Genomic DNA, 25,786 nt, shown 5'->3' on the forward strand with positions numbered 1-25,786 from the left:
TTATGTTATTTGCCTTTGCGTAAGAAGTGGCTACAAAAAAGCGGTAGATGACAAATTTGTGAATTGGATCTGCTCGCTGTAGCAGGGCTTTACGAGGCTTTGTTTTGCGCAAAAAGAAACCGGCTTGCCAATTGTGACCCAGCGCCCGTTTAGGGCACAGGGTCACACCTTGCGATTGGCGAGTTGACGCAGGGTTTGGGCGCTGTGTTGCAGCTGCTGGCGCTGGTGGTCATTGAGCGGGCAATGACCCAGCACGTACTCGGTGGTGGCCACTACTGTCTTCCAGCGCGGTGATTTTGGCAGGGTATCCAGACTCAGGTATTTATCGAGGGTGCGGGTCTGCGGGCTGGACCTGTCCATATAGACCCGCCACAGCTTGCTCTTCTCCGCCAGCACCAGTTTGCCTTTGCCAGTGCCCTGCTGCCAGGCATCCAAGGTGAGTTGCATGGTCTCTACCAGCGCCCGGCGCAGCGGCTCGTCATCCTGCTGACGAATGAGGTCATCGGCCAGGGAACGGAACTCGCCGCCAAGGCGGCTCAACTCGCCCAGCAGCTGCTCATCTTCGATGATGGCCTGCCGGGAGAGGTTCTTGAGGGCATTTTCGAGCGCCATCACCCGGTTCTCATCCTGACGCAGCTCGGTGGTCAGGGTGAGGGCAAAGGCCGCCTGTCCCCCCAGTGAGATGGGCAGGGCGCGGGCATTGAGCACGTCTTTCTGCCCGGCCACCAGAAACTCCAGATTGTGCTCCCGCTCGCTGGTCAGGTTGGGCCACTGCTGTTGCAGCGGGGTGGCCAGCCACTCATCAAGGCGTTGCCCCTCCATGGCTGTCGGCTGCTGGCCCAGCAAGCGCGCCAACACCCGGGAGGCAAACAGCACTGTACCCTGCTCGTCGATGAAGATCATCGGGTCGGCCCCTTCGCCGAGCAGGGCCAGCAGCCGCTGCTGATCCTGATGAAGCCGATCCTGCAGGGTGAGGCGATGTTCGATCTCCTGTTTCAGCAGCCGGTTTTCAACCAGTGAAGCGCGGCCAGCCTTGGCCTCCAGCAGCGCCTTGACCCGGGCAAACAGCTCCTCCTTGCAGAAGGGTTTGACCAGATAGTCGTTGGCACCGGCCCCAAAGCCCTCCTCGATATCCTTGGGCTGGTTGAGGGCGGTGAGCAGCAGCACCGGCAGCATCTCTTTCGGGTGCTGCTGGCGCAGGCGGCGGCAGACGTCAAACCCGGAGAGGGTCGGCATCATCACATCGAGCAGAATGAGATCGACCGGTTCCTCGGCCAGTTTGGCCAGTGCATCGTGGCCGTCGCTGCTGGGCAGGATGCGGTAACCGCAGGGCTGCAGCAGATGGCGCAGAATGTGCAGGTTGATGGGCTCGTCATCCACCACCAGAATGAGCGGTGCACCTTCGGGGGGAGGGGGCAGATCGTCGCTCTCCCAGTCCGGCAGGATCAGCGGCTGCTGGCGCACCAGTTGATGCTCGATCTGGCGGCTGTCGAGCGTCAGATTGGCGGCTTTGCCGGTGGCCAGCGGCAGGGTAAAGGCGAAGGTGGAGCCGACGCTCGGCTCGCTCTCCACAAAGAGTTCGCCTCCCATCAGGTGCACCAGCTGGCGGGTGATGGAGAGGCCAAGGCCAGCCCCTTGCTTGCTCACCTCCGGGCTCATCTGTACCAGCGGTTCGAAGATATGTTCCAGATAATCCGGGGCGATACCGATGCCGGTGTCGGTCACCTTGATACGCAGGAAGTTGTTCTCGACGATGGCACTGAGTACCACCTTGCCCTGCGGTGTGTACTTGATGGCGTTGCCCACCAGGTTGTAGAGCACCTGTTCGAGCCGCTGTTCGTCGGCCTGTACCGGCGGCAGTTCGGCCGGGCTGATATCCACCAGAGTGAGGGGTTTGGCCTGCACCAGATGCTGGCAGAGATCCAGCACCAGCCGGATGACCCCTTTGGATGAGACTGGCTGGGGATGGATCTCCAGCTGGCCGTAACGCATCTGGTGGTAGTCGAGCAGATCGTCCACCAGACGGGCCAGACCGTCGGCACTCTTGATGATGAGGCCAAGCTGCTTTTGCTGCCCTTCCGTGAGGCTCTGCTGGCTGGCGAGCATCGACTCTGCCATTCCCTTGATGCCGTGAATGGGGGTGCGCAGCTCGTGGGAGGTGTTGGCCAGCAGTTCATCTTTGAGCTTGTCTGCCTGTTGCAGGCTGAGGTTCTGCTTGTGGGTCAGCTTGACCTGTTGTTGCAACTCCTGGGTCTGCTGCTCGATCAGTTCGATTTTATCCTTCACCGAGCGCTGCATATGGCGAAACGCCTCGGCCAGCCGGTCGATGTCATCGCCGGTGCGCTCGATGGCGATGGGGTGATCCAGCGCGCCGTCAGCCACCTGCTCGGCAGCCGTAGTCAGGGAGCGCAGCGGTGCGGTAATGGAGTGGGAGAGCCAGCGGGAGAAGAGGATCAGCAGCAGTACCGAGCCCGCCCCCAGCACGATCACCAGGGTTTCGAGCTGACGGATCGGGGCATAGGCTTCCCGGGTGGAGATCTCGGCGATAAAGGCCCACTCGGTGTCGAACACCTTGACCTGGGTGTAGGCGGCCAGCACCTCGTCATCCTGATAGGACCTGAACAGTCCGACCCCTTGCTCACCCGACAGTGTTTTGGTGATCAGCGGGGTTTGTAATGGCCTGAAATTGGGGTTGAAGCTGTTCTCGACGCTGAACTCCGGTGCCAACCAGGCATCAGCACGCATCCGTTTGTCGGGGCCAATCAAAATGGTCTCGCCGGTTTCTCCTAGTCCTTCCCGCTCCGCCATGATCTGGTTGAGCTTGTCTGGCAGCAGCTCGAAAATCACCACCCCGCGTACATAGTCGTACTGCATCACGGGCGCTGCCATGTAGGCCACTATCTGGCCGGTCAGTTCATTGCGGCCAAAATCGGTGAATTCGAAAATCTGCTGTGGCTTTTGGCCACCATCGAGGCGGCGTTTGATCTTGGCGAAGGTTTGGCCCAAGCCGCTGCCCTGATAGGGGCCGGAGAGCAGGTTGGTGGCAAAGTTAGGGTGCTTGGTGACGGAATAGACCACGTCACCGTTGAGATCCACCAGAAAGATGTCGCTGTAGTTGGACTTGCGCACCATATCGGCATAGCCGCGATGAAAGCGCTGATGGACCCGGCCATACATTTCATCAGCCAGGATCACGGCACTGATGGAGGGCTCGATCTCCACCTGGGGTTCCGGTTTTTGCAGTTGATCCCAGGAGCCGGGCAGATAGCGGGCCTGGGCGCGGGAGCGAGCTTCCTGTGGTGTGGTGCCGAGCTGTTCGAAGGCGCCGGTGAAACCGTAGAAGCGGCCGATACTGTTGCCGGCAAAATCCTGTTGGGAGAAGTTGATAATCTGCTCTTTGAGGTTGTTGAAATAATCCTCGAGCTGACTCTTCTTGATATTACGGACCGAGACCAGATGGTTGGAGGTCTGGGTTGTGAGGTCCTTGCCGTGGCTGTAGAGGAAGAAGAGGGTGATGACCAGGAATGGCACCATCCCCAACATGAAAAAAGCCAGCATTAGCTGCGGCCTGAGTCCACGAAGCTTGAAGATCCATTTCATCTTGTGATTTTCAATTGAGAATCCGGTTATTAAGCCGTTCAAGTTTCGAACTAAAGCCTAATCATTTCAATGACTTTATCCCAAATTCGCTTGGTTGGTCACAGCTGGGTGAGGAAATTTACAGCAAACCGTTTAAACCCTGAGCAAACAGTTGGCCAAGGGGCTTAAAATGACAAAAAAGGGTTGTGCTGGCGCTCGTGATCCGTATAATTCGCCTCGTTGTCAGGCAACTGGCACGCGGCAATAAAGCGGGAATAGCTCAGTTGGTAGAGCACGACCTTGCCAAGGTCGGGGTCGCGAGTTCGAGTCTCGTTTCCCGCTCCAATTTTCCATCGCACCAACGATGGATATCACTTTCAAGACAATCAGTCTTGTCAGCATGGCGCGTTAGCAAAGCGGTTATGCAGCGGATTGCAAATCCGTTTAGTCCGGTTCGACTCCGGAACGTGCCTCCATATTTTTCCTCTCCTTTGTAATAAAATCCTTTATCGGTTCCTCGTGGTCAGTATCCTTGCTGAACCAGCAGTTGTTCGCATCCTGCCTGTTTCCACTCCCGCTCAAGATAGTGGCTCACATCCGTCATGTTTTGCCCCCGATATTGAAACTGCACTTCGGTATTGCGTTGGTTGAGATCTGCCATCTGTTGTTTCAGTGCACCGCATTGCCACAGACTGACGGTGGGCACGCCCCGTTCGGCCAGCACGATGGCATCGTCTCTATTGAGTTGCCACTCCTCCAGTTGGGTCCAGCTCAGGGCTGCCATCAGCGCCAGCATTGCTACTTCTGTCAGTTTCATCTGTGTGTCCCTTCACCATGTTTCTCCAGTGATAACTGTGGCAAAGCGCACGATTTTCGCAAATGTGTTAATTGTTGGTTAATGACGTAAATTGTTTTCATAAAATCCATCAAAGCGCCCTTTTTTATGAAAAAAGAGGTCATTTCTGTAGTAATCCTACATGGGGAGGAGTAATCTTTACTCAGTGGTCTTACCAGTAGGAGTTGCATCATGTTTCATCCCTTTTCCCTGACTCAGATTATTCTTCGTCGCATCTATGTACTGCTGGTGGGGACTCTGGCTTTCCCCGTAATGCTGTTTCGCAGTGATCGCGCTCGCTTTTACAGTTATCTGCACCGGATCTGGAACAAAACCAGCACCAAACCGGTGTGGCTCAAAATGAGCGAACGCGGCGAGCGGATCTTCTACTAAATCCCCTTCACGCTATTCAAAAAAAGAGAGACAGCTGCGGCGGTCTCTCTTTTTTATCTGCTTGCTGCAAGCCCTGGCTCCCAACATCACCCCATTTATTGATTTCTTGTTTCTTACAAGTTGCATCTGGCCCAGCCTGTTGGCGGGGCTTTTTTATGTCTGAAGCACCTCTTTTGATGGTGGCGGTAAAGAAGAGTAACGGGATGAAACGCGTCAGATGGCGCTTTTCTTGTTCATGAATTGGTGGTCGGAATGAAAAATTTTATTTGGATAATAGGCACTTTAAATCAAGTGCTTACAAATTTTTTTTTGAGCTTTTTAATTCTTTTTGTGTTTTTTTTGAAAGGAAACGCCCCGTTTGCCGGTTCTATTGCAGGTACCCGGTTGCGACAAATCGGGGATATCAGCAACATCCAACGACATCAAAAGGAACATGAACATGAATGTTAAAAAAAGCACTGCTATCGCCTCCGCCCTGACCGGTCTGCTGGCGCTGGGCACCCAATTTATCGCGGCACCAGCCATGGCTGCCGATGAAAAGGAGAAGTGCTACGGCGTGGTCAAGGCCAGCAAGAATGACTGTGCGACCAAGAGCAGCTCCTGCGCCGGTACTGCCAAGGAAGATGCTAAGGGGGATGCCTTTGTGGTGATGCCGAAAGGGCTGTGCGAGAAGCTGGTCGGCGGTTCGCTGCAACCCAAGTAAGAGACATCGGGCAGGGGATGGCCAGCGGGCCGTCCCCTGCATCTTCTCTGATTGGCGAAAGCGAGTCTTGCGATGAACCCTTTGATTGGTATCGGATTACGCACTCCCCATTACGACGAGATCCGGCAAACGCTGCCGGCAGTCGGTTGGCTGGAGGTGCACAGTGAAAATTACTTCGAACGGCACAGCCACGGTTTTCAGGTGCTCACCGAGCTGGCGCAGCACTATCCCATCAGTTTGCACGGCGTTGGCATGTCCCTCGGTTCGGCCGACCCGCTCGATCCGCATCATCTGCAACAGTTGGTGACACTGGCCGCGGCGATCAAACCGGTACGGATCTCCGAACATCTCAGCTGGGGCAGCATTGGCGGACGTTACTTCAACGATCTGCTGCCGGTGCCCTATACCCGCGGCTCCCTGCGCAACATGAGCGACAAGATCCAGCAGGTACAACAGACCCTGGGTTGCCGCATGCTGATTGAAAATCCTTCCTCCTATCTGCAACTGGCCGGGGAGATGAGCGAATGGGAATTTCTCGCCGAACTGCAGCAGCGCAGCGAGTGCGGCATCCTGCTCGACCTCAACAATCTCTATGTCAGTGCCTTCAATCACGGCTTCTCTTGCGATGAGTATCTGGCGACGATCGATCTCGCCACCGTCGGGGAAATCCATCTGGCCGGTTATACCGAAAAACAGCTGCCGGAAGGTTCTCTCTATATCGATACCCATAGCGCCCCTGTGGTGGAGCCGGTCTGGGAACTCTATCGCCAGATCTGCCGTAAGCAGGCCATTCCCACCCTGATTGAGTGGGATCTCGAGATCCCGCCGTTGCCGGTCTTGCTGGCAGAGGCAACACAGGCTAGTGCCATTCTGGATGAGGCGCACCCCATAAGTGCGCCACGGGAGGTGGCCCATGGCTGAACTGGTACAGCTGCAACGGCACTTTGCTGACGGCCTGCTGGGGGAGCCTGACGCCATTGCCCCTCACATCAGCTCCCGGCTCTTTCCTGCCGAATCGGTGCTGCAGGTCTATCGCAACCACTTCATCCTGAGCCTTGGCGAAGTGCTGGCGAGCAGTTATCCCGCCGTTAAGGCCATGGTCGGGGAGGACTTTTTTGCAGCGGCGGCCCGTGGCTTCGTATTGGCCGAGCCGCTCAGGGAAGGGAGCGTTATGCACTATGGCGCCGGGTTTGGCCCGTGGCTTGCCCGCTTGCCAACCACTACCGGATTGCCCTGGCTGGAGGCGCTGGCGCAGTTCGAGTGGCAGCTTGAGCGTGCCAGTCTGCTGCAGCTGGAATCTCGCTGCTGGCCAGCCGATCGTCTGGCCGCATTATCGCCGCAACAATGGGAGCGGCTGCGACTGTTGCCAGCCACGGATCTGCTGCTGGTTGCCAGTGACTATCCGGTGCTGGCCCTGTGGCAGATGGCGCTGCACGGTGGTGATTCGGTGGAAGCGCTTGATGCTCCTGTCTGGCTGGCATTGAAGAAACAGCTGGATTGCCGGGTCGTGCCCTTGTCCCTGACGGCTGGTGAGTGGGCGCTGTTGCAGGGCTGTCTCGCTGGTACAGCGCTGGTCGAGCTGCTGGCGGCAGACCCTGCGGCCAGTGAATACCTCACCCGCCTGATAACCCTTGGCCTGCTGGTGGATATGGAGGTGATGCCATGATGGGAAACAAATGGCTGGCGTTGGCCAGTTCGAGTGGCGATTTGCCGCGCTGGAGCAGTGCAGGTGTGCTGTTGTTGGCGCGGCTGTGGGTCGCCTCGGTCTTTATCACTTCAGGCTGGCTCAAGCTGACGGCGTGGGATTCAACCCTCTATCTGTTTGAATCCGAGTATCAGGTGCCTTTGCTGCCCTGGTTGTGGGCCGCCTATCTGGGGACGGCCGCCGAGCTGCTACTGCCGCTCTTCCTGCTGGCTGGGCTTTTTACCCGTCCGGCCGCCTTGCTGCTGTTTGGCTTCAATATCATGGCGGTGATCTCCTATCCGACCCTCTGGCCAGGCGGCTTTTACGATCACCAGCTGTGGGGATGGATGCTGCTGACCCTGACCATCTGGGGCGGCGGTGTGCTGAGCATGGATCACTGGCTGACACGTCGCAGCCATTGATTTATCAGTGATTTGTCCAATGACAAAGAGCGCCATAAGGCGCTCTTTGTCATAATGACGTCCGGCGAAATTTCCCATGAGAGAAAAGGAGCAGCCAATGATTATTCGTCAGGCAAGGGCCGCGGATATTCCCGCGTTGGTGGAATTGCGCATGAGGCTTTTTTGCGAAGTGGGGGAGCTGGACCACCCGCAGGCAGATCCGGTTTTGTGGCAGGCCACTGCTGACTACTTTACCCGGTCGATGAGTGAAGAGAGGGCTTTATCCTGGTTGGCTGAGGCTGATAAGCAGGAGGGTGGCAAGCAGATTGTGGCGGCGGGCACCCTGGCACTGTTTGTACGGCCACCCTATCCCGGCAATCTGGTGGGGGGGGGTATCTAGTCAACATGTATACCCTACCGGAATGGCGTCAGCAGGGGCTCGCCACCGCCTTACTCGATGCTATTACTGCTTATGCCAAGGCTCGTGAGCTGGGCAAGAGGATATCGAGCTGATTGACCAGTTGAGTCATGGGGACGTGGCGGAAGATGGTCATGCCGATGATGGCCCAGACCAGTCGCTCCATGGTCATACGGCGACGGCGCAGGGTAGCGCCCTCCTCTTCGCCGAGCAGAGTGGTTATGAGCTCGGGGGGAATTAGGTCGGAGAGTGACTCAAACTGGGCGGCCTTGCTGGCGTGGAGGAAGTCGAGAGCCTGTGCGATACGCATAAAAAATCCGAAACCAATTAACAGGTTTCGGATTTTTACACATCAGGAGGATCGGTCAATGGATCCTTAACTGATCGGCATTACAGCTGCGGCGGTCTCTCTTTTTTTATCTGTCTACGGCCAGCAGGCACACCACATTTGAGCCATCTTGCTAGCCGGATATTGTTCACATCTTGTACTTGGCCCTGCCTGTTGGTCGGGCTTTTTTACGTATTAAACACGCTTGGGGGTAGGTGTGCTGCACCAGCTATGGCGACTGAGGAGAAGGAGTGAGGGAGGCGTGGAGTAACTGCACAAGCAAAAAGAGGCAAAGACGCAGGAGGCAATCAACCCAGTAAAGTGTGTCGTTGGGTCGCAGGGGAGGGAGATGGTCAGGATTGGCTATATGTGCCAGGTGGTGCTGAATGGCGCCTGTTGCGTAGGATAACCATTGCACTTGTTAGTTTAAAATCCTGCACATATCAGAAACTGTGAATTTTAATGTGGTTACCATGGTTGTAAATCCACATAGATCACAGATATACACGCCAGCAGGCGGTAGGATGCCTCGACTGGCACTAACAATAAGCGAGAAAAATAACCATGCACTTCACTCTCAAACTGAGCGCGGTGGCAGTACTGCTTGCGCTCTCTGGATGCCAAAGCAGTGACGACAGTACCCCCGGTGATGTCAATCTGCGGCTGATGGAGACCTCCGACATTCACTCCAACCTGCTGAGCTTCGACTACTACCAGAACAAACGAGATGACTCACTGGGTCTTGCCCGCACGGCCTTGTTGATCAAAACGGCCCGTGACGAGAACAGCAACAACCTGCTGATCGACAACGGTGACCTGATCCAGGGTACTCCCCTGTCTGATTATGTCTTTGCCCAATACAAGGGCGATCCCGATTATCTGAACAAGTCGGCAGGTCACCCCGCCATCAAGGTACTCAACGAGCTGAAATATGACGTGGGTAACCTCGGCAACCACGAATTCAACTATGGCCTTGAGTATCTGGCGAAAACCCTCTCCGCGGCCAACTACCAGGTCGTGAACGCCAACGTGTTTGATGGCAACACCCTCAAGCGCGGCAGTGATGGCAAGATCGACTGGAATGCCATGCCCCATCACTTCAAACCCTATGTGTTGCTGGATCGTCAGGTAAAAGATGCCAACGGCAATATGCAGACCATCAAGGTCGGTGTGTTGGGGGTGAACCCGCCCCAGATCCTCCAGTGGGATAAGCACAACCTCGAGGGTAAGGTAGTCGTGGCTGACATGGTCGAGACCGCCGAGCACTATATTCCCGAGATGCGTGCCAAGGGGGCCGATCTGGTGGTGATTGCAGCGCACTCCGGTATTACCGGCACACCACAAGAGCCCTTGATGGAGAATGCCGCCATCTATCTTGCTCAGGTGAAGGGGCTGGACGCCCTGCTGCTGGGCCATGCCCACAAAGCCTTCCCGGGTGAGTATCCCGATATCGAGAACGTGGATAACAAAACAGGCAAGATTGCCGGTGTCCCGGCGGTTATGCCCGGCGTGACCGGTAACCACCTTGGCATCATAGATCTCAAGCTGACCCACAAGGATGGGCGTTGGCTGGTGGCCGATAGCCACTCCGAACTGCGCAAGATCAAAACGCTGCCAAGCGGTGAGGAGGATCAGGGGGTCGTGAATCTGATCCAGACCGTCCACGATGAGACCATCGAATGGCTGAGCCTACCCATCGGTAAGTTGATCTCCCCGATCCAGAGCTTCTTCTCTGTCGCACGGGATGATGCCTCCATTCAAATCGTGAGCGATGCCCAGCAGTGGCACGTCGAGCAGATTAAAGCAGAGTGCCTGAAGCAGAACGGGCTTAATTGCGGCCTCAAGGAAGACCTGCCGGTGCTGTCGGCGGCGGCGCCGTTCCGTGGCGGGCGCAACGGCCCCAACGACTACACCTGGGTGCAGGCGGGTGACATCTCAGGGCGCAACGTTGCGGATCTTTATGTCTTCCCCAATACCGTGCAGGTAGTGAAAATCGATGGCGCCACCGTGAAAGAGTGGCTGGAGAAGAGTGCCGTCCAGTATCGTCAGATCGACCCGAACTCCGATCAGGCGCAGTGGCTGGTGGTTGATGATTTCCGTCCCTACAACCTCGATGCGATCAAAGGGGTGCGCTACGAGGTGGATGTCACCCAGCCCGCTCGCTATAACCAGGATGGCAAGAAGGTCAGCAACGGTGAGCGGATTAGCCAACTCACCTACAAGGGTCAACCGATCGATCCGAAGCAGAACTTCTATGTGGTCACCAACAACTACCGCGCCAGCGGTGGTGGCAGCTTCCCGGGTATCAACGGCAAGGTGCTGGTACACGAAGATCCGATGGAAACACGTGAAGTGCTCTCTGCCTATGTGAAGCAGCTGACCAAGGACAACCAGGCCGGTTTTGAGGTCAAAGCCGATAACAACTGGCATCTGAAGCCGTTGCCCGTCAAGACCAAGGTCTACTTCTACTCCTCGCCAAACCCCGAGGTCGAGAAGCTGGCAGGCTCTGAGCTCAAGCACGTGCAAGGCGTGGTGCCCAACGATCCCAAGTTTGCTAATCATGCGATCTACCAGCTGTTAGGTAAGTAATGCCGGGCGGCCTGCGGGCCGCCTTTTCTTTTTCTGCCCCTGTGGTGCCGATCACCATGCCGTAGGGTGCAATGAACGAAGTGAATTGCACCGCTGATTTGGTAACAGGAAGTGGGATGGCTGGAAGGTCGAGATGATTACGCGAATGTTCGAATGCGCCTCGCTATTTGAACTTGCGGCCCTGAGCATGGATCACTGGCTGACACGTCGCAGCCATTGATTTATCAGTGATTTGTCCAATGACAAAGAGCGCCATAAGGCGCTCTTTGTCATATATAGTAGCCCACGTTACCCCCATCACAGAGAGTAAGGAACAACCGATGATTATTCGTCAGGCAAGGGCTGCGGATATTCCCGCGTTGGTGGAATTGCGCATGAGGCTTTTTTGCGAAGTAGGGGAGTTGGACCACCCACAGGCAGATCCGGTTTTGTGGCAGGCCACTGCTGACTACTTTACCCGGGCTGCGGGAGACGAGAGCGCATTTTCCTGGTTGGCTGAGGCTGATAAGCAGGAGGGTGGCAAGCAGATTGTGGCTGCGGGCACCCTGGCGCTGTTTGTACGGCCACCCTATCCCGGCAATCTGGCAGGGGTGGAGGGGTATCTGCTCAACATGTATACCCTACCGGAATGGCGCCAGCAGGGGCTCGCCACCGCCTTACTCGATGCAATTACTGCTTATGCCAAGGCTCGTGAGCTGGGCAAGGTGTGGCTGCATGCCAGCGATGAGGGGCGTCCCCTCTATGAACGGATCGGTTTTGTCACCAATCCGGACTATCTGGAGTGGCGACCAGGTGCAGGCTAGCCCGTAGATTAGCGCAGCGTAATCGGACGTTCGTGAGGCTACTATCAAAAGTGCCGTAGGGTGCAATGAACGAAGTGAATTGCATCGCTTGTTTGGTAACAGAAAGAGTGGTGGCCGGAATGTGGAGGTGATTGCACCCTACCGGGTTGATTGCACAAAGGTTTGCATACGCTTTGCGATGTGAACCTACGGGTTACACCATATGCGTCACCGACTCCAGCCAGTGGGGAACCTGTTGCCGATACCACTCCAGATAGCGCTGCGCTTGCGGTTTATCCCTTCTGGTCAGCAGATTGGTGACCTCAATAATCAGCCAGCACTTCGCCATGATGAGATGGCGCAGCAACCGGTCGCCAGAGAGAAGCGAACTGTGGCGCAGGTAGTGCTCAATGATGGCTTCATACTCAGCCAGTGAGCCCATCCGTGGCACCAGCGGGGCCAGATCGATGGCTGGGCTGCCATAACCAAATCGCTCCCAGTCAAACAACACCAGCTCGCCATTGTCGCGGGTACCCCAGTTACCCTCATTGCTATCCCCCGAGATCAGGCATGACTCCTCGAATAGTTCGCGGCCAACTTGCTGGATATGGCGGATCTTCTCGTTTGCCGCTTCCGGCAGGCAGAGTATGGAGAGTGCATCATCGGTGTCGGCGAGAGACCAAGCGTGAGCTTTCAGCGTGAAATCGGGTTGATAGCGACTGTTGTGCAGGCTGGCCAGCTGAACAAAGGTCTGCTTGTTGTGGTGCAGTTGGGCGAGGGTGACCGGATGGGGGATCTGCTCAAGGAACAGGGTCTCCCCCTCGACCCTGAGCAGAGCGGGTGTGTTGACTCCGCGCAAATGGGGGGCAGCGCGTTGATAGAAATGGCGCTCGACCGACGATGCTCCGCTTTTTCTGATGCAGGGAGTGCCATCCAGCAGCTGGATATTTACCGAAGCACTCCCCATCTTTGCCAGCTCGTGTTGCGTCATCCAGTACCCCGTTAGCTGTGAGCGGCCAGTTGAGCGAGATAGCTATTTACCTCTGCGCGAGTCGTGAAACGGCGCTTATCGTTTGGGAATCGTTCAAACAGCTCGCGATGGAATTGGCGGGAGCTTTTGCTGGCTCGCTGCTCATATTCCGATGCCCACACCAGCAGCTTTTGAAAGTTCTCTTCGGCTGCAATTGCATCCCGCTGCCTGGCGCTTTGTGAACAGCGCAATAGTAGTGAATCACGGCATACAGACCAGTCGAGATCCAGAAATAGCAGGGTATCGGCGGCATCAAGCAGTTGCTCGGCCAGGGCGCCAAATACCCCTTCGACCACCCATGAGGGTTCTTGAGCAAGTGTTTGAATGGCATGGTCAATTTCATGCTGGGGCCGTTTTTGGTTAAACCCGCCCGGCTGCCAGACAATGGTGTCCAGATTGACCTCGTGGATAGTTAACAGCTCAGCCAGCTGCGCCGCCAACCAGCTCTTGCCCGATCCCGAGTTGCCAATAATTAGAATTCGTTTCATCTCTGAGTGCTCTTTAAATACCCAATTGGCTGGTGACTATCTCTGCTTCCACTCGCTCTGGAGGATGGCCAACACCACGGTATCCCACCACTGATCTTTGAAGAAACGGTGTTCGCGAAAATATCCCTCTTGTCTCATACCCAACGCCTTGCATAACCGAATCGCAGCGCGATTCTGGCTGATGGTTTCTGCATAGATCCGGTGTACGCCTAATTCGCGAAAACCAAGGTTCATCAAGGCGTATGCGGCTTCATGTATGAGTCCATTCCCCTGATATTCGCGGGCCATGCCACATCCCATCGATGCCTGATTATTCGCTTCCAGACGCAGGCAAACCGTGCCAATAAATTCCCCGGTTGTCTTGTACTCGATGGCCAGTTGATAAGCGGTGCGAGGCTGTTCGCTCGCCTGATCGATAAACAGTCGGGTGAGCTGCCGATATTTATCCGGGTCGCAATCTGATTCGCTGTAAAAGCGCTGATATTTGCTCTCTTGCGAGATGGCGACAAAAGCTGCTTCATCCGCAGGCTGCATATCACGCAGGATAAGGCGTTGAGTTTCAAGCTTGAACATAACTTCCTTGTTAATCTCAGAGGTGCGTATCAAGTGCCGTAGGGTGCAATGAACGGAGTGAATTGCACCGCTTGTTTTGGTAGAAAGTGTGGTAGCTGGAAGGTAGCCGAATGTCCGAATACTCTTCGCGATTCTACGGGCGCTTCCACAAATTTGTTTGCATCTTCTAAATAACTGATCCTAATAGTGCTACATCTTGCCGGAAGCCTTGTGGTGTAAGGAATTTGTGCAATCTGACGGCAAAGCCTGAAGTGACAAGGCTCAGTGACGATGTGTGCTCCATGTCACCTGTAGAAGCGGTACGAGTACCGTGACCTACTATTCGGAACAGCTATTTAGTCGTAGTTTCTAAAATTACTCATCACTTTGTATGTGACGCTACGATTATTTGCTTTAATAACCTCGATCGTAGCCCCTTGATAGCTAATAATATTGCTTTCGTTTAAATCATACTCAACTTCCGTTGAAAAAGGCATTCTTGCAGTGTTCCCACTGAATTCTCGATATGTAAAACGAATGCGATTATCAACTTTACCTGTATATATTAGGGTTTGCTGAAAGGCGCTAGAATCGTAAATGGTTTTGTCATAAATTTTCCCTTGCGCTTTCACATTATTAAGACTACTGCAATCTGTAGCCTCTAGAAGTAACCCCATACTAGGATCATATACACATGCCAAATTAGCATTTTCATTGACTACAAGCATGGCTGAAGATAGAAGACCAGAAAATGCCCGTCCTTTATCTTCAGGCTGAAAAATAGCTTTATCAGTTGAACTGCCAACATAACCAGTTTGTATATATTTATTAGGCATTAGGTTTGCTAAGGAAATCGACACTTCATTATATACATCGATAGCTCTAACCTCACTACTTAAACCTTGTCTAAGTAGGTTTTCACCTAGGGAAACTGTCACTTCACGTTCTAACGGAGGATAACTAAATTTTTTCGGTACAGGGTGAAGATATGTTGGAGAGCCCGCACAACCAGCGAGGGACACTATGGTAAAAATAATGCTAACACACTTAATCATAACAACCTCAAATTAATATATAATACCCATTTAAAGAGTCGGTAATAAAATCTAGGGCACCCTATCTTTTTGGCATCTCGTATGTTGTGCTAAAAAAATTAGGATATCCATCTTTTGGGTTGCTGGCGATACAGAGTCTTGCTCAGAAAGATGGAGGTCCTAGTTTTTCTCTTCTAGTTTTTTCTTTACCAGATCACGTAGATGATGTTTTGCCACCACCATGGACTACAGAGTTTTTTAATTTAATTTGCTTTATTTTTCAGGTTATTCAATTAGCAAATTGGAATTGAGAAATAGTATATTCGTACATTCATGTACAGGACCTTAATCAAACCTGATTGCCCATGATTAACGTCTCGTATGCCGGGTTAAAAATCGTAGGTTGGTGCTGAATGAAGTGAAGCCCAATGTTTTTCACGAAATGGATCGTTAATTCTGGTTTGCCCGTCCGTTGCATCCACATTTATCTCACACTGGTTGGCGTAATAATACCGGTCTGCTGGGCTTCGCTACGCTCTGCGCCAACCTACAAACCCCACGCTACCGCCCGTGGATTACAGCCTCCAGCCTGCTGTGGTCATCCGGCGATGTGGTGGATGGCGAAACGGCTGTACAGGGTTATCTCTGCAAGAGTGGTTGCCAAGTGGAGCATATTAGCCGAGAGAGGGGCAGGGTAAAACCGCTGTCGGGCGAAAACCTGCCAAAGATCAACAAATTACTTATTAAGCTCCTGATATCCGCCCACTTGGTACAGTGACCGCAGGCAGAACTTCGCCCCTTGCCGGGGGCAACAGCCACTCAATACTCAAGAAACTTCTCCCCGCAGCGTTCGCAGATCAGATGCCGCACATGAGTGGTCTGATAGGCGAGGGTCTGGCCGAATACCGCATTGGTCAGGCTGCTGGAGCGAAAGGCTTGCCAGAAGGCTTTGTGCGGGTCTTTGGGCATCACATCCTGGCTGTGATCCCGTGGCACCAGCACCACGATATGGCGGGTACGCTCCCTGCATTTGTCACAGCGATGGATTTCACTCGGCGGGTTCTGGTCGTGCGGGTTGCTCATAAATGGGCTCGTGATGAGAGGGAGGTGCCCATCATATTCCTCTCCACTTGGCTCTCAATCTCTCCTTGCCGGCGCAGTGAGCGGCCTCACGTTTTGCGCTGCTGCAGGCTTGCCCAGCCAGCTCAGGCCGATGCCCGCTTCTGCGGTTTGTTGGTGAGCGGTGATGATATGGCGGGTGGGGCGAGCTCGGGCGCCCAGCCAGTTCAGGCTGATTCTCGCTTCTGCGGTTTGCTGGTGAGCGGTGATGATATGGCGGGTGGGGCGAGCTCGGGCTGCTGCAGACGGGCCAGCCTTGCCAACTCAAGCCGACTCCCGCTTTTGCAGATTGGGGGTGATGATATGGCGGTTGGGGGCGAGTTCGGGCTGCTGCATCCGGGTCAGCAGCCGCCTTGCCGCCTGACGGCCAATCTCCCGCGCCGGTGAGCTGACGAAGGTGAGGGCGGGGGAGGTGAGTTCGGCCTCTGCCACATCGTCAAAGCCGAGCAGGGCCACCTGCTGGCCGATGTAGTTGTCCTTGCCCACGGTGCGGCCACTTGCCTCGACGCCATAGATGGCGCCGAGCGCCACCTCGGGGTAGTGGCAGAGCACGGCGGTCACCTTGGGGTGCTGGTGCAGCAGCTGGGCGATGGTGTCGGCGGCGCTGCGCTGGGTGCGCTCGCACTCCAGTACCCACTCCGGTTTGAATGGCAGGCCATATTGCAGCAGGCTGGCGCAGTAGCCGCCGATCCGCTCGGCGCGGGTGAGGGAGTCGGCCCGCCCGCCGACGTAGGCGATATGGCGGTGGCCCTGCTCGATCAAGTAAGTGGTGGCCTGCTTGGCGGCGTGGGTGTTGTCGGGGCCGATAAAGTCGACGTCATCGCGATAGTAGGAGCGGGCGGCGCACACCACCGGCAGTTCGGAGTCGAGCAGGGTCTCCAGGGTTTTGGCCGCCGCGCCGCGCACCGGATTGAAAATGATGCCCGCCACCCCCTGCCGTGACAGGGAGTGGATGCTCTGCTGCAGCCGCTCCGGGCTGTGGCCGCACTGGGTCAGAAACAGCAGATAGCCCTGCTGCTCCAGCACCTCGCTCACCCCGGCGGTCACCTCGGTATAGAAGGGGTCGGTGATGTCGCGCAGGATCAGCCCCACCAGATTGGATTGCTGGCTGCGCAGGTTGGCGGCGGCGCTGTTGGGCACGTAGTTGAGCTCTTTTATCGCCTGCTGCACCCGCTCGGCGGTGGCCGGGGAGATGCGCCCCTTGTCGTTGAGCACCATGGAGACGGTGGTGACCGACACTCCCGCCCGCTGGGCGACATCGGTGATCTTGGTGGCTTTGGCAGAGAGGGATTTGGGCGACATAGGGCGAACGGATGACGGACAGTTGAAAGCGAGGCCCCAGCATACCTGCTCAGATGCTCAAGTGAAACGTTACATCACCATTGGGCCGATCCGGCTCACAAATTTGGATCCTGCTGCCAGCCAGCCCCCTTATTCTGTGATCCTGTCGGCACTTGCAAATTGATAAAACGTTTTATCATCCGGCAAAACCTGATGCTGACCCGCGCCTCTGCTTCGAGATTGCTACGAGCAGCCACTGGGAAAGCCGCAGATATTGCTGTCTATTCACAAGGAGCCGTTTTATGGCCAAGCCTCAAGCCAAATCCACCATCTGGGAGTTCCTGCAGAGCCTCGGCAAGACCTTTATGTTGCCGGTCGCCCTGCTGGCCTTCTCGGGCATTCTGCTCGGTGTCGGCAGCTCGCTCACCAGCGATGCGGTCAAGCAGAGCATGCCCTTCCTCGACAATACCGTGCTGCAACTGCTGTTCCTCTGGATGACCAAGGTAGGTCTGGTGGCCTTTATCTACCTGCCGGTGATGTTTGCGGTGGCCATTCCGCTGGGGTTGGCGCGGGAAGAGAAGGGGGTCGCGGCCTTTGCCGGTTTCGTCGGCTATGCGGCGCTCAACCTCTCCATCAACTTCTACCTGACCGTGGCCAACGTCATCGGTGACGCGGCGGCGGAGAAGGCCTACGGGGTGAAATCGATCCTAGGCATCAGCTCCATCGACACCGGCATTCTGGGGGCCATCATCGTCGGGGTGATCGTCGCCAAGCTGCACGCCCGTTTCTACACCTACCGGATGCCCGATGCGCTCGCCTTCTTCGGCGGTGCCCGCTTCGTGCCCATCATCACAGTGCTGGTGTTGGGGGTGGTCGGTCTGGTCGTGCCGTTCGCCTGGCCCTGGTTTGCCGCTGGCATCAACGGTATCGGTGCGCTGATCTCCCACGCAGGTCCCTTCGGCCCCTTCCTGTTCGGTACTGGCGAGCGTCTGCTGCTGCCGCTTGGCCTGCACCACATTCTGGTGGCACTCATTCGCTTTACCGAAGCGGGTGGCACTCAACTGGTGTGCGGCAACGAGGTGAGTGGCGCGCTCAATATTTTCTACTCCGAGCTTGCCTGCGCCGACACCAACGGTTTCTCGGTCTCTGCCACCTCTTTCCTCTCTCAGGGCAAGATGCCTGCCTTCCTCGGCGGCCTGCCGGGTGCGGCACTTGCCATGTATCACTGCGCTCGCCCGGAAAATCGCGGCAAGATCAAGGCGCTGCTGGTCTCTGGTGTGGTGGCTTGCGTCATCGGTGGCATCACCGAGCCGCTGGAGTTCCTGTTCCTGTTCGTGGCGCCGGTGCTCTACTTCATTCACGCCATCCTGACCGGCCTCGGCTTTATGACCATGGGGCTGCTCGGCGTCACCATCGGTAACACCGACGGTAACCTCATCGATTTTCTGGTGTTCGGCGTGCTGCAAGGCACCGCCACCAAGTGGTATCTGGTGCCGGTCGCGGCCGCCATCTGGTTTGCCATCTACTACAGCGTGTTCCGCTTCGCCATCGTGCGCTTTAACCTGAAAACCCCGGGCCGTGAAATTGAGACCAGCGAGGCTGCCCAGCCCGCAGGCAAGAAGGCAGGCAACAGCGGTTACAACGGTGAAATCATCCTCAACGCCTTGGGCGGGGCTGATAACATCCTCGCGCTCGATAACTGCATTACCCGCCTGCGGATGTCGGTGCAGGACATGAGCCGGGTCGATGACAAGGTATTGAAAGCGAACGGCGCCATCGGGGTGATCAAGCTCGACGAGCACAACCTGCAGGTGGTGATCGGCCCGCAGGTGCATCTGGTGAAAAACCAGCTGCAGAGCCTGATGGAGGCCTGAACCGGCCAATAAAATCCGAACGGGGGGCGCAAGCCCCCTTATTTGCCTCTCCCAATATGTCTCCTGTTTATGGAGGGAGAAACTTCATGCACGATATTTATGACTTCGATCACCAGATCGACCGCCACGGCACCTACTGCACCCAGTGGGACTATGTGGCCGACCGTTTTGGCCATGCCGACCTGCTCCCCTTTACCATCTCCGACATGGATTTCGCGACCGCCCCCTGCATTCGCCAGACCCTGGCAACCCGGCTCGAGCACGGGGTATTTGGCTACAGCCGCTGGAATCACGGTGACTTCAAGGGGGCGGTGAGCAACTGGTTTGCCCACCGCTACGGGGCGAGCCTCGACCCCGAAACGCTGGTTTACGGCCCCTCGGTCATCTATGTGATTGCCCAGCTGGTGAGCCTCTGGTCGGCGCCGGGAGAAGGGGTGCTGGTGCATACCCCCGCCTACGACGCTTTCGGCAATATGCTGGCCGCCAACGACAGGGTGCTGCTGCCCTGTCCGCTTAAAAAAGAGCAGGGGAGTTATCAGATTGACTGGGCCTGCTTCGAGCAACAGGCGGCTCGCCCCGATTGCCGGATTTTGCTGCTGTGCAGCCCCCACAACCCCACCGGCCGGGTCTGGACGCGGGACGAACTCGGCCGGATGGCCGCCATCTGCCAGCGCCACGGGGTCAAGGTCATCTCGGACGACATCCATATGGATGTGAGCTTTGCCCGCTACCTGCCGTGGAGCGAGGTGGCGCCGGACGATCACTGGGCGCTGGTGAGTTCGGGCTCCAAATCCTTCAATATTCCTGCCCTTGGCGGCGCCTACGCCTTTATTGCCAACAGTGAGGCGCGGGCCGCCTATTTGCAGCGGCTCAAGGCGGCCCACGGCCTCTCATCACCGCCCATTCTCGGGGTGCTGGCCCATATCAGCGCCTATCGGGATGGCGCAGGCTGGCTCGATGCCCTGAAAAGCTATCTGCACGGCAATCTCGCCCATGTGGCGGCGCGGCTCAACGCGGCGTTCCCCGCCATCGACTATCAGGTGCCCGAGGGAACTTATCTCGCCTGGATTGACTTGAGCGGCCTTGGCATCGACACCACCGAACGGATGGATGCGTTGCAAGCCTTGCTGGTGGAAAAATACCGGGTCGCCATCATGCGCGGCGACACCTATGGCCCGGAAGGCACAGGCTATATCCGCCTCAACGTCGGCTGCCCGCGCTCGAAAGTAGATCAAGGACTCGACGCCCTGATCGGCGCGCTGGGGGAGGTTGTGTAAGGATTGATGCCTCTGGCTGGATGAGGCGTTGACTCATCCAGCCGGTGACCTTGATGGAGGCGTTCGGCTCGGTTACCGCGGGCTCAGAAGGTGGCGATTAAGGGGCTATTACGAGTGACCTGAGCTTGAATGTCTTGGCACAACATCTGAATGTGGGGCTCATCAATCTTCTCGCGGGGGATATAAATGCCGATAGTCCCCTTGTTGTACTCTTCCCCCATTTGCAGCGGGCAGATACCGAAGCGGGAAAAATAACCAGCCATGCTCACCGGATAAGGCATGACAGCATTGCTGCTATTGACAATATCAATACTGGTGAGCAGGGAGTTGCTGCTATAAATGATTTTGTCATTCAACTTCATGGCGGCGCGTTCCTGCTTTTTTCTCGCCAAGTCATCGACCAGATGCAGATATTTTTCCTCATCCGGCGTCACCAGCAGGCTCGGATAATCCACCAGATCCTGTTTGCTGCATATTTTCCCAGTGAGGGGATGACCCGCTCTGACAAATACCCCATCGTGAGAAATAAATAGCGGGATAAATATCAGGCTGTAATTTTTGGCCAGCCCGTGAATTTCATGTCCGAGAAACAGATCGATATGATTGCCGAGCAGCAGATCGAGCAGGCGCAGATGGTTGCCGACTTCAATGTTGATGGCGCAGGATGGGTTGGCTTGCTGATAGCGGGCGGTGACAGGTTGCAATACCGGCTGCCACCACGCATGTCCGGTGCCCACATTCAGCGGCCGCGCGGTGCGCTCGCGCAGGGTGGTCAACTGCCTGAGGGTATCATCGTAGATCCTCTGCATCACGCGCGCCTGCTCCAGCAGCAGCTCTCCGGCGGCGGTAAGCGTCACGCCGCCAGCGTGTCTGACTAGCAAGGTCGTCTCCAGACTCTCCTCAAGCTTTTTCATGTTGTGCGTCAGCGTCGGTTGGCTGAGCCCCATTTTCCTGGCTGCCAGACTGACATTTTTGTGGGTGGCCACTTCGATAAATTGTCTTAGATGTTTGTCCACTAACATGGCGTCCGGTCATGGTCTGGTGGTGCGCCAAGCTAGTGTAATCACCATGGGCTGTCAATTATTCCCCTTCGCTGACGGGCTATTTTTTATGTGGCTCCCTTCACGTTGTATCCAATTCATTTTTGCCACTCGATAGCCGGTTTGGTGCGGGCGATCACGTAATTTCACCTGGTTATAGATGTTATCTATGTCGCTGGTGTCGCGGTCTATTTTTCTGGTGAATGCTGACCACGTAGACTGGCAAAAACAGTTTTACTCAATGCTGTTTCAATAAAAAAACAAAAAAGTAACGAAGGGAAAATATGAAAATTCGTCCATTGGCTTTATCCGTGGCGTTATGCTGCGGCGGGGTTCTTTTGTCCGGTTGTAACGACAGCTCATCCAGCGGCAACGATAACGAGGTCAAACCCGAGGTGAAGGCGCCCTGGGATTTTGATCTCTATATGGTCGGTGAATTTAGCGGCTGGGGCCGTGAGGAGAAGTTCAAACTGACCTTCAAGGAGGGGGTCTATCGTCTGGACAACCTGAAGATGAACTCGGGTATGTCCCCCTTCAAAGTGGCTGGCCCCGAGTGGACCAAATATCCCGATTTCTCTGCGGACTCTCGCAAGGAGACCAGCATCTTCCCCGGTCAGGTCTACCCCATGTACTACCAGAACAACGGGCAGAACAACCGTCTGGTGGTGACGGAAAAGGGGCTGCTCGACATTCAGGTCAAGGTGACCAAGGCCGATCTGGCTGCACCGGCCATCGAGTTCTCCATGGTGCGTGATGACCCCAATTACAGCGAGAGCCTCTATCTGAAAGGGATTGATGGCAATCTGGAACCCGTGCTGCAGATGGTCTATCAGGGGGACAAGCAGTATGTGATGGTGGCCAAGCTGACGGCGGGTGAGCACAAGATAAAGATCGCCTCCGCGCAGGAGGGGATCGGGTTTGGGCTCAATGGCGTCATTGCATTGAACAACCCGGTCAAGATGCAGCGCTGCGATGCCCAGTGCCAGCTGGCAACAGTGCGGGTGGAGCAGGAGGGGTATTACAAGTTCCTGCTGGATGCCAGCCAGGATGAGAACGCCCCCCTGTTGCAGGTCAGCGTTGCAGGGGAGGGTGACCTAGGCATGATCAATCCCCATGAAGGGCATGAGCTGATCGAGAAGCGCGAGTATGAGACCTATAAACCTGGGGTGAAGGAAACGGCAACCTTCTCGGTCAAGCGGGCCGGTGACGAGTATCGTAGCTACGCGCAATCGACCACTCAGGAGCTGCGTGATCCGGGTGAGAACTTTACCACCTATCAGGAGCAGTCCGATCTGCCCCGCTTGCGATCCGGCAACATGGTATTTGATGCCCTGTTTGCGCTGGCAGCTCACGAGATGCGCCAGAACAGCGTGGCTCAGGTCAAGGATGGCAGTTACAACGGTGGGCAGGCGATCCCTTGCGACTGCTTTGAAACCGGCGCCAAGTGGCATTACGTCTGGACGCGGGATCTCTCTTACGCCACCGATCTGGGGCTGGGGGTGCTTGATCCCCTGCGGGCGCGCAACTCTCTGCAGTTCAAGCTCTCTGATTTCAGAGCCGAGCTGAAAAGCGAGCTGGACAGCGTGATCCCGCAAGGACGCCAGATCATTCAGGATACCGGTACCGGGGGCAGCTGGCCCATCAGTACCGATCGCATGAGCTGGGCCCTGGGGGCCGCGCGGGTGCTGGCCGCCCTGCCGGATGCCGAGCGCAGCGCGTTCTTGCCCGAGGTTTTTGAAGGGCTGAGCAACACCATAGAGAGTGATCGTCTGGCCGCCTTCGATAGCGCAGATGGCCTCTACGTGGGGGAGCAATCCTTCCTCGATTGGCGCGACCAGACCTATGCCAAGTGGATCACCGCAGATATCGCCCACATCGGCATGAGCAAATCCCTCTCCACCAACGTGACCCACTATCAGGGGTTGCTGCTGGCCGCGCGGGTGGCGGGCGAACTGGGTCGCGATGAGCTGGCGAGCCGCTATAACCAGTGGGCTGGCGAGCTGAAACTGGCGATCAATCGCGCTTTCTGGCTGGCTGACGAGAAGATGTATGCCAGCCTGATCAACACCAGTACCGATCAGAGCCCGGCCTACAAGTTCGATCTATTGGGGGAATCCCTCGCTATTCTGGCGGGTATTGCCGATGAGGCGCAGGCCAAAGAGATCATCAGCCATTATCCCATGGGCCCTTATGGCGCGCCGGTCTACTTCCCGCAGCAACCCGATATGCCGGTTTACCATAACCGCGCCATCTGGCCCTTCGTTTCTGCCTACGGGCTGAAGGCGGCAGCCCTGGTGCAGAACGTTGCCGTGGTCGATCACCATATCGACTCCCTGATGCGCGGCGCCGCGCTGAACCTCTCCAACATGGAGAACCTCGAGTGGCTCTCCGGCCAACCCTCCCTGATGGATCTTACCCATCCCGATTTGACGGGGCCGGTGATCAACTCCCAGCGCCAACTCTGGTCGGTCGGGGGTTACCTTGGCATGGTGACCGACACCACCTTCGGCTACAAAGTGGAAGAGGGGGGGATCCGGATCAAGCCGTTCATTACCTCCCACCTGCACCGCTTGATGGGGGCCAAGCCTGAGGCTGCGCTCAAGGGGTTGAACTACCGTGGCAAGCAGATCGACATCGTGCTGCACCTGCCGGAACTGGGCGGGGAGGGCAGTTACTATCCGGTGCAGAGCGTGACGCTCAATGGCGTCCCGGTGGGCGAGCAGATCAGTGAAGGGATGCTGGCCGCCAGCAACCGGATTGAGGTGACGCTCGGTGCCGCCGTGGCGGACGATCAGGGGATCCGCCTGATCAAGGATGTGGCGCCGCTGGATGTCGAGAATCGTCAGGTATTCGCACCGACCGAGCCAACCTTGCTGGGGGTCAGCGAGCAGCAGGGCAAGTTGATGGTCGCCTTGCAGGACACTATCAACAAGGGGGCGATCAGCTACAACATCTATCGGGATGGCAAGCGGGTGGCCTCCGGTCTGGATAGTGCGACCAGCTGGGTTGACGATATGGCACTGCAGCCGGGCAAGGCCTATTGCTACAGTGCCGAGGCGGTCTATCCGGAGTCCGGCAACCGCTCCCATCATGCCAAGCCGGTTTGCTATCAGCCTGCGCTGCAACATATCGCCATCGATGGGGCCAACGTCTCCCATACCGGCAGCGTGAGCGCCGCCGATGGGGCCATTCCTGTCCCTCATCTCAAGGATTGGGGCCGCCCCGACGACAGCTTGCTGGTGCAGGGGGTCAAGCTGGATGGCAAGCGCACCATTCGCCTGCAATACAGCAATGCCCAGCATGCCATCAATCTGGGGGTGACCAACGGGGTGAAACGGATCTCGGTAGTGAGCGGTGGCCAGGTGGTCGCCAGCGGCATGGTGCAGATGCCCCATGTGATGAAAGAGGGCGACCTCAAACCGCTGCGTGACTCAACGCCGTTCGTGGTTGATCTGCCCGCCGGGGAGTATGACATTCGGGTGAGCGATTTCTACAACATGAGCTATCTGAAGGCGAACGACACCTACAACGATGCTGGAGGTCAAAAGGGCGCGGTCAATCTGATCGATCTCGCCAGCATCACTGTCTCGGCCCGCTAAGCGGTCAAACAAAACGGCCAAACAAAACCGCCCCGGACATCCGGGGCGGTTTTTTATTTATTGCCGCTTTATTCTCACCGCAGTGGTCTGTGCGGTCGAACAAAGTCTCAGCGATAGCGGCCACGTACCGAGCTGCTGGCACGGCCAGCCAGCTTGATCAGGCTCTGGCGGGTGTGCAGGTGGCAGAGCGCGACGCCGAGGGCATCCGCCGCATCCGCCTGCGGGGTGGCGGAGAGTTTCAGCAGATGGGTCACCATATGCTGCACCTGCTCCTTGGCGGCGCCGCCGGTGCCGACCACCGCTTGCTTGATCTGGGTGGCGGAGTACTCGCTCACCGGCAGATAGGCGTTGACTGCAGCGACGATGGCGCTGCCCCGGGCCTGCCCCAGTTTCAGGGCCGAGTCGGCGTTGCGGGCCATAAAGACCCGCTCGATGGCAAACTCGGTGGGTTTGAACTGGGTGATGATCTCGCATACCCCGTCATAGACCTGCTTGAGGCGCTCCGGCAGCTCGCCGCAATCGGTGCGGATGCAGCCAGAGCCCAAGTATTCGGCCTTGCCGCCTACGACCCGGATAACCCCGTATCCGGTGATCCGCGAACCCGGATCTATGCCCAAAATAATGCTCATGGGTGTTGATTGCTCTAAAGGCGAGTGATGGTCGCCAAGATAGCAAACTGCGGCCAGTTTGGCTGCACACTGTATGTACGAACAGTAAAAAGAGGGCTTTAATGTGACAAAAACGGCCCCGAAGGGCCGTTGCGTCATAACAGAGTGCAGT

20 protein-coding genes, 2 tRNA genes and 2 pseudogenes are annotated in these 25,786 nt (G+C 56.5%); 13 read left to right on the forward strand and 11 right to left on the reverse strand.

Translation table 11 applies throughout. The features are described from left to right. Positions 1-162 precede the first annotated feature (162 nt). Positions 163-3,600, reverse strand: coding sequence for a hybrid sensor histidine kinase/response regulator (locus BN1135_RS09625; RefSeq protein ID WP_042020619.1), 3,438 nt, complete (start codon positions 3,598-3,600; stop codon positions 163-165). Between the two features lie 248 nt (positions 3,601-3,848). Between BN1135_RS09625 and BN1135_RS09630 the strand changes: the two genes are divergently transcribed. Together BN1135_RS09630 and BN1135_RS09635 are read left to right on the forward strand one after the other, a co-directional pair. Next, a tRNA-Gly gene (locus BN1135_RS09630) sits at positions 3,849-3,924 on the forward strand. Between the two features lie 57 nt (positions 3,925-3,981). Beyond that, positions 3,982-4,055, forward strand: a tRNA-Cys gene (locus BN1135_RS09635). Positions 4,056-4,102: 47 nt separating this feature from the next. Here the strand turns inward: BN1135_RS09635 and BN1135_RS09640 are convergent. Beyond that, positions 4,103-4,396, reverse strand: a complete 294-nt coding sequence (locus BN1135_RS09640; protein ID WP_042020621.1) for a hypothetical protein — start codon at positions 4,394-4,396, stop codon at positions 4,103-4,105. A 210-nt stretch (positions 4,397-4,606) separates the two neighbouring features. Between BN1135_RS09640 and BN1135_RS09645 the strand changes: the two genes are divergently transcribed. The 6 genes and pseudogenes from BN1135_RS09645 to BN1135_RS09670 form a co-directional block, all read left to right on the forward strand. Then, positions 4,607-4,807 (forward strand): YbfA family protein, encoded by a 201-nt coding sequence (locus tag BN1135_RS09645; protein ID WP_042020622.1) that lies wholly within the window; start codon positions 4,607-4,609, stop codon positions 4,805-4,807. A 439-nt stretch (positions 4,808-5,246) separates the two neighbouring features. Further along, positions 5,247-5,510, forward strand: coding sequence for a BufA1 family periplasmic bufferin-type metallophore (locus BN1135_RS09650; protein WP_042020624.1), 264 nt, complete (start codon positions 5,247-5,249; stop codon positions 5,508-5,510). Positions 5,511-5,582: 72 nt separating this feature from the next. Beyond that, the gene (gene bufB / locus BN1135_RS09655; protein ID WP_042020625.1) at positions 5,583-6,431 is read left to right on the forward strand and encodes an MNIO family bufferin maturase; all 849 of its coding nucleotides are present in this window, start codon (positions 5,583-5,585) and stop codon (positions 6,429-6,431) included. Beyond that, entirely contained in the window at positions 6,424-7,176 is a 753-nt protein-coding gene (locus BN1135_RS09660; RefSeq protein ID WP_042020627.1) for an HvfC/BufC N-terminal domain-containing protein, read from the forward strand. Before bufB ends, BN1135_RS09660 begins: the two co-directional genes overlap by 8 nt. Beyond that, the gene (locus BN1135_RS09665) at positions 7,173-7,616 is read left to right on the forward strand and encodes a DoxX family protein (RefSeq protein WP_042020629.1); all 444 of its coding nucleotides are present in this window, start codon (positions 7,173-7,175) and stop codon (positions 7,614-7,616) included. The genes BN1135_RS09660 and BN1135_RS09665 overlap by 4 nt, the downstream gene beginning before the upstream one ends. A 97-nt stretch (positions 7,617-7,713) precedes the next feature. Continuing rightward, positions 7,714-8,093: pseudogene (locus BN1135_RS09670) on the forward strand (N-acetyltransferase family protein); the annotation flags it as partial. On the opposite strand, the pseudogene BN1135_RS09675 reads toward BN1135_RS09670, so the two are convergent. Next, positions 8,078-8,323: pseudogene (locus BN1135_RS09675) on the reverse strand (transposase domain-containing protein); the annotation flags it as partial. The pseudogenes BN1135_RS09670 and BN1135_RS09675 sit on opposite strands and share 16 nt — an antisense overlap. A gap of 582 nt (positions 8,324-8,905) precedes the next feature. Between BN1135_RS09675 and BN1135_RS09680 the strand changes: the two are divergent. Beyond that, positions 8,906-10,930, forward strand: coding sequence for a bifunctional 2',3'-cyclic-nucleotide 2'-phosphodiesterase/3'-nucleotidase (locus tag BN1135_RS09680; RefSeq protein ID WP_042020631.1), 2,025 nt, complete (start codon positions 8,906-8,908; stop codon positions 10,928-10,930). 320 nt (positions 10,931-11,250) lie between these two features. Further along, positions 11,251-11,733 carry a GNAT family N-acetyltransferase gene (locus BN1135_RS09685; protein WP_042020632.1) on the forward strand — a complete coding sequence of 161 codons (483 nt, stop codon included), beginning with the start codon at positions 11,251-11,253 and terminating at the stop codon, positions 11,731-11,733. A 193-nt stretch (positions 11,734-11,926) separates the two neighbouring features. On the opposite strand, the gene BN1135_RS09690 is transcribed toward BN1135_RS09685, so the two are convergent. The 6 genes from BN1135_RS09690 to BN1135_RS09715 all read right to left on the reverse strand — a co-directional run bounded on the left by BN1135_RS09690 (position 11,927) and on the right by BN1135_RS09715 (position 17,237). Further along, complete coding sequence (locus BN1135_RS09690) at positions 11,927-12,703, reverse strand: phosphotransferase family protein (RefSeq protein ID WP_042020633.1); 777 nt, start codon at positions 12,701-12,703, stop codon at positions 11,927-11,929. 11 nt (positions 12,704-12,714) lie between these two features. Next, on the reverse strand, positions 12,715-13,230 hold the full coding sequence (locus BN1135_RS09695; protein ID WP_042020634.1) for a P-loop NTPase family protein: 516 nt from the start codon (positions 13,228-13,230) through the stop codon (positions 12,715-12,717). Between the two features lie 36 nt (positions 13,231-13,266). After that, positions 13,267-13,803: a GNAT family N-acetyltransferase gene (locus tag BN1135_RS09700; RefSeq protein ID WP_042020635.1), complete on the reverse strand. Its 537-nt coding sequence runs from the start codon at positions 13,801-13,803 to the stop codon at positions 13,267-13,269. Between the two features lie 335 nt (positions 13,804-14,138). Continuing rightward, the gene (locus BN1135_RS22085) at positions 14,139-14,837 is read right to left on the reverse strand and encodes a hypothetical protein (protein ID WP_139245087.1); all 699 of its coding nucleotides are present in this window, start codon (positions 14,835-14,837) and stop codon (positions 14,139-14,141) included. Positions 14,838-15,635: 798 nt separating this feature from the next. Continuing rightward, positions 15,636-15,899: a hypothetical protein gene (locus tag BN1135_RS09710; protein ID WP_042020636.1), complete on the reverse strand. Its 264-nt coding sequence runs from the start codon at positions 15,897-15,899 to the stop codon at positions 15,636-15,638. A gap of 300 nt (positions 15,900-16,199) precedes the next feature. Beyond that, positions 16,200-17,237, reverse strand: coding sequence for a Mal regulon transcriptional regulator MalI (locus tag BN1135_RS09715; protein WP_042020638.1), 1,038 nt, complete (start codon positions 17,235-17,237; stop codon positions 16,200-16,202). A 281-nt stretch (positions 17,238-17,518) separates the two neighbouring features. On the opposite strand from BN1135_RS09715, the gene malX reads away from it, so the two are divergent. Together malX and BN1135_RS09725 are read left to right on the forward strand one after the other, a co-directional pair. Next, positions 17,519-19,090 (forward strand): maltose/glucose-specific PTS transporter subunit IIBC, encoded by a 1,572-nt coding sequence (malX, locus tag BN1135_RS09720; RefSeq protein ID WP_042020640.1) that lies wholly within the window; start codon positions 17,519-17,521, stop codon positions 19,088-19,090. Positions 19,091-19,176: 86 nt separating this feature from the next. Then, entirely contained in the window at positions 19,177-20,367 is a 1,191-nt protein-coding gene (locus BN1135_RS09725; RefSeq protein ID WP_042020642.1) for a MalY/PatB family protein, read from the forward strand. 83 nt (positions 20,368-20,450) lie between these two features. Here BN1135_RS09725 and BN1135_RS09730 read toward each other — a convergent pair whose 3' ends face one another. Next, entirely contained in the window at positions 20,451-21,383 is a 933-nt protein-coding gene (locus tag BN1135_RS09730) for a LysR family transcriptional regulator (RefSeq protein WP_082186768.1), read from the reverse strand. A gap of 521 nt (positions 21,384-21,904) precedes the next feature. Between BN1135_RS09730 and BN1135_RS09735 the strand changes: the two genes are divergently transcribed. Then, entirely contained in the window at positions 21,905-25,006 is a 3,102-nt protein-coding gene (locus BN1135_RS09735; protein ID WP_042020783.1) for a hypothetical protein, read from the forward strand. 107 nt (positions 25,007-25,113) lie between these two features. On the opposite strand, the gene ruvC is transcribed toward BN1135_RS09735, so the two are convergent. Further along, a complete protein-coding gene (gene ruvC, locus BN1135_RS09740) occupies positions 25,114-25,635 on the reverse strand; it encodes a crossover junction endodeoxyribonuclease RuvC (RefSeq protein ID WP_042020645.1) in 522 nt (173 codons plus the stop codon). Between the last annotated feature and the right edge of the window lie 151 nt (positions 25,636-25,786).

Origin of the sequence: Aeromonas sobria (assembly GCF_000820145.1) — a bacterium.
Classification (GTDB): Bacteria; Pseudomonadota; Gammaproteobacteria; order Enterobacterales; family Aeromonadaceae; genus Aeromonas; species Aeromonas sobria.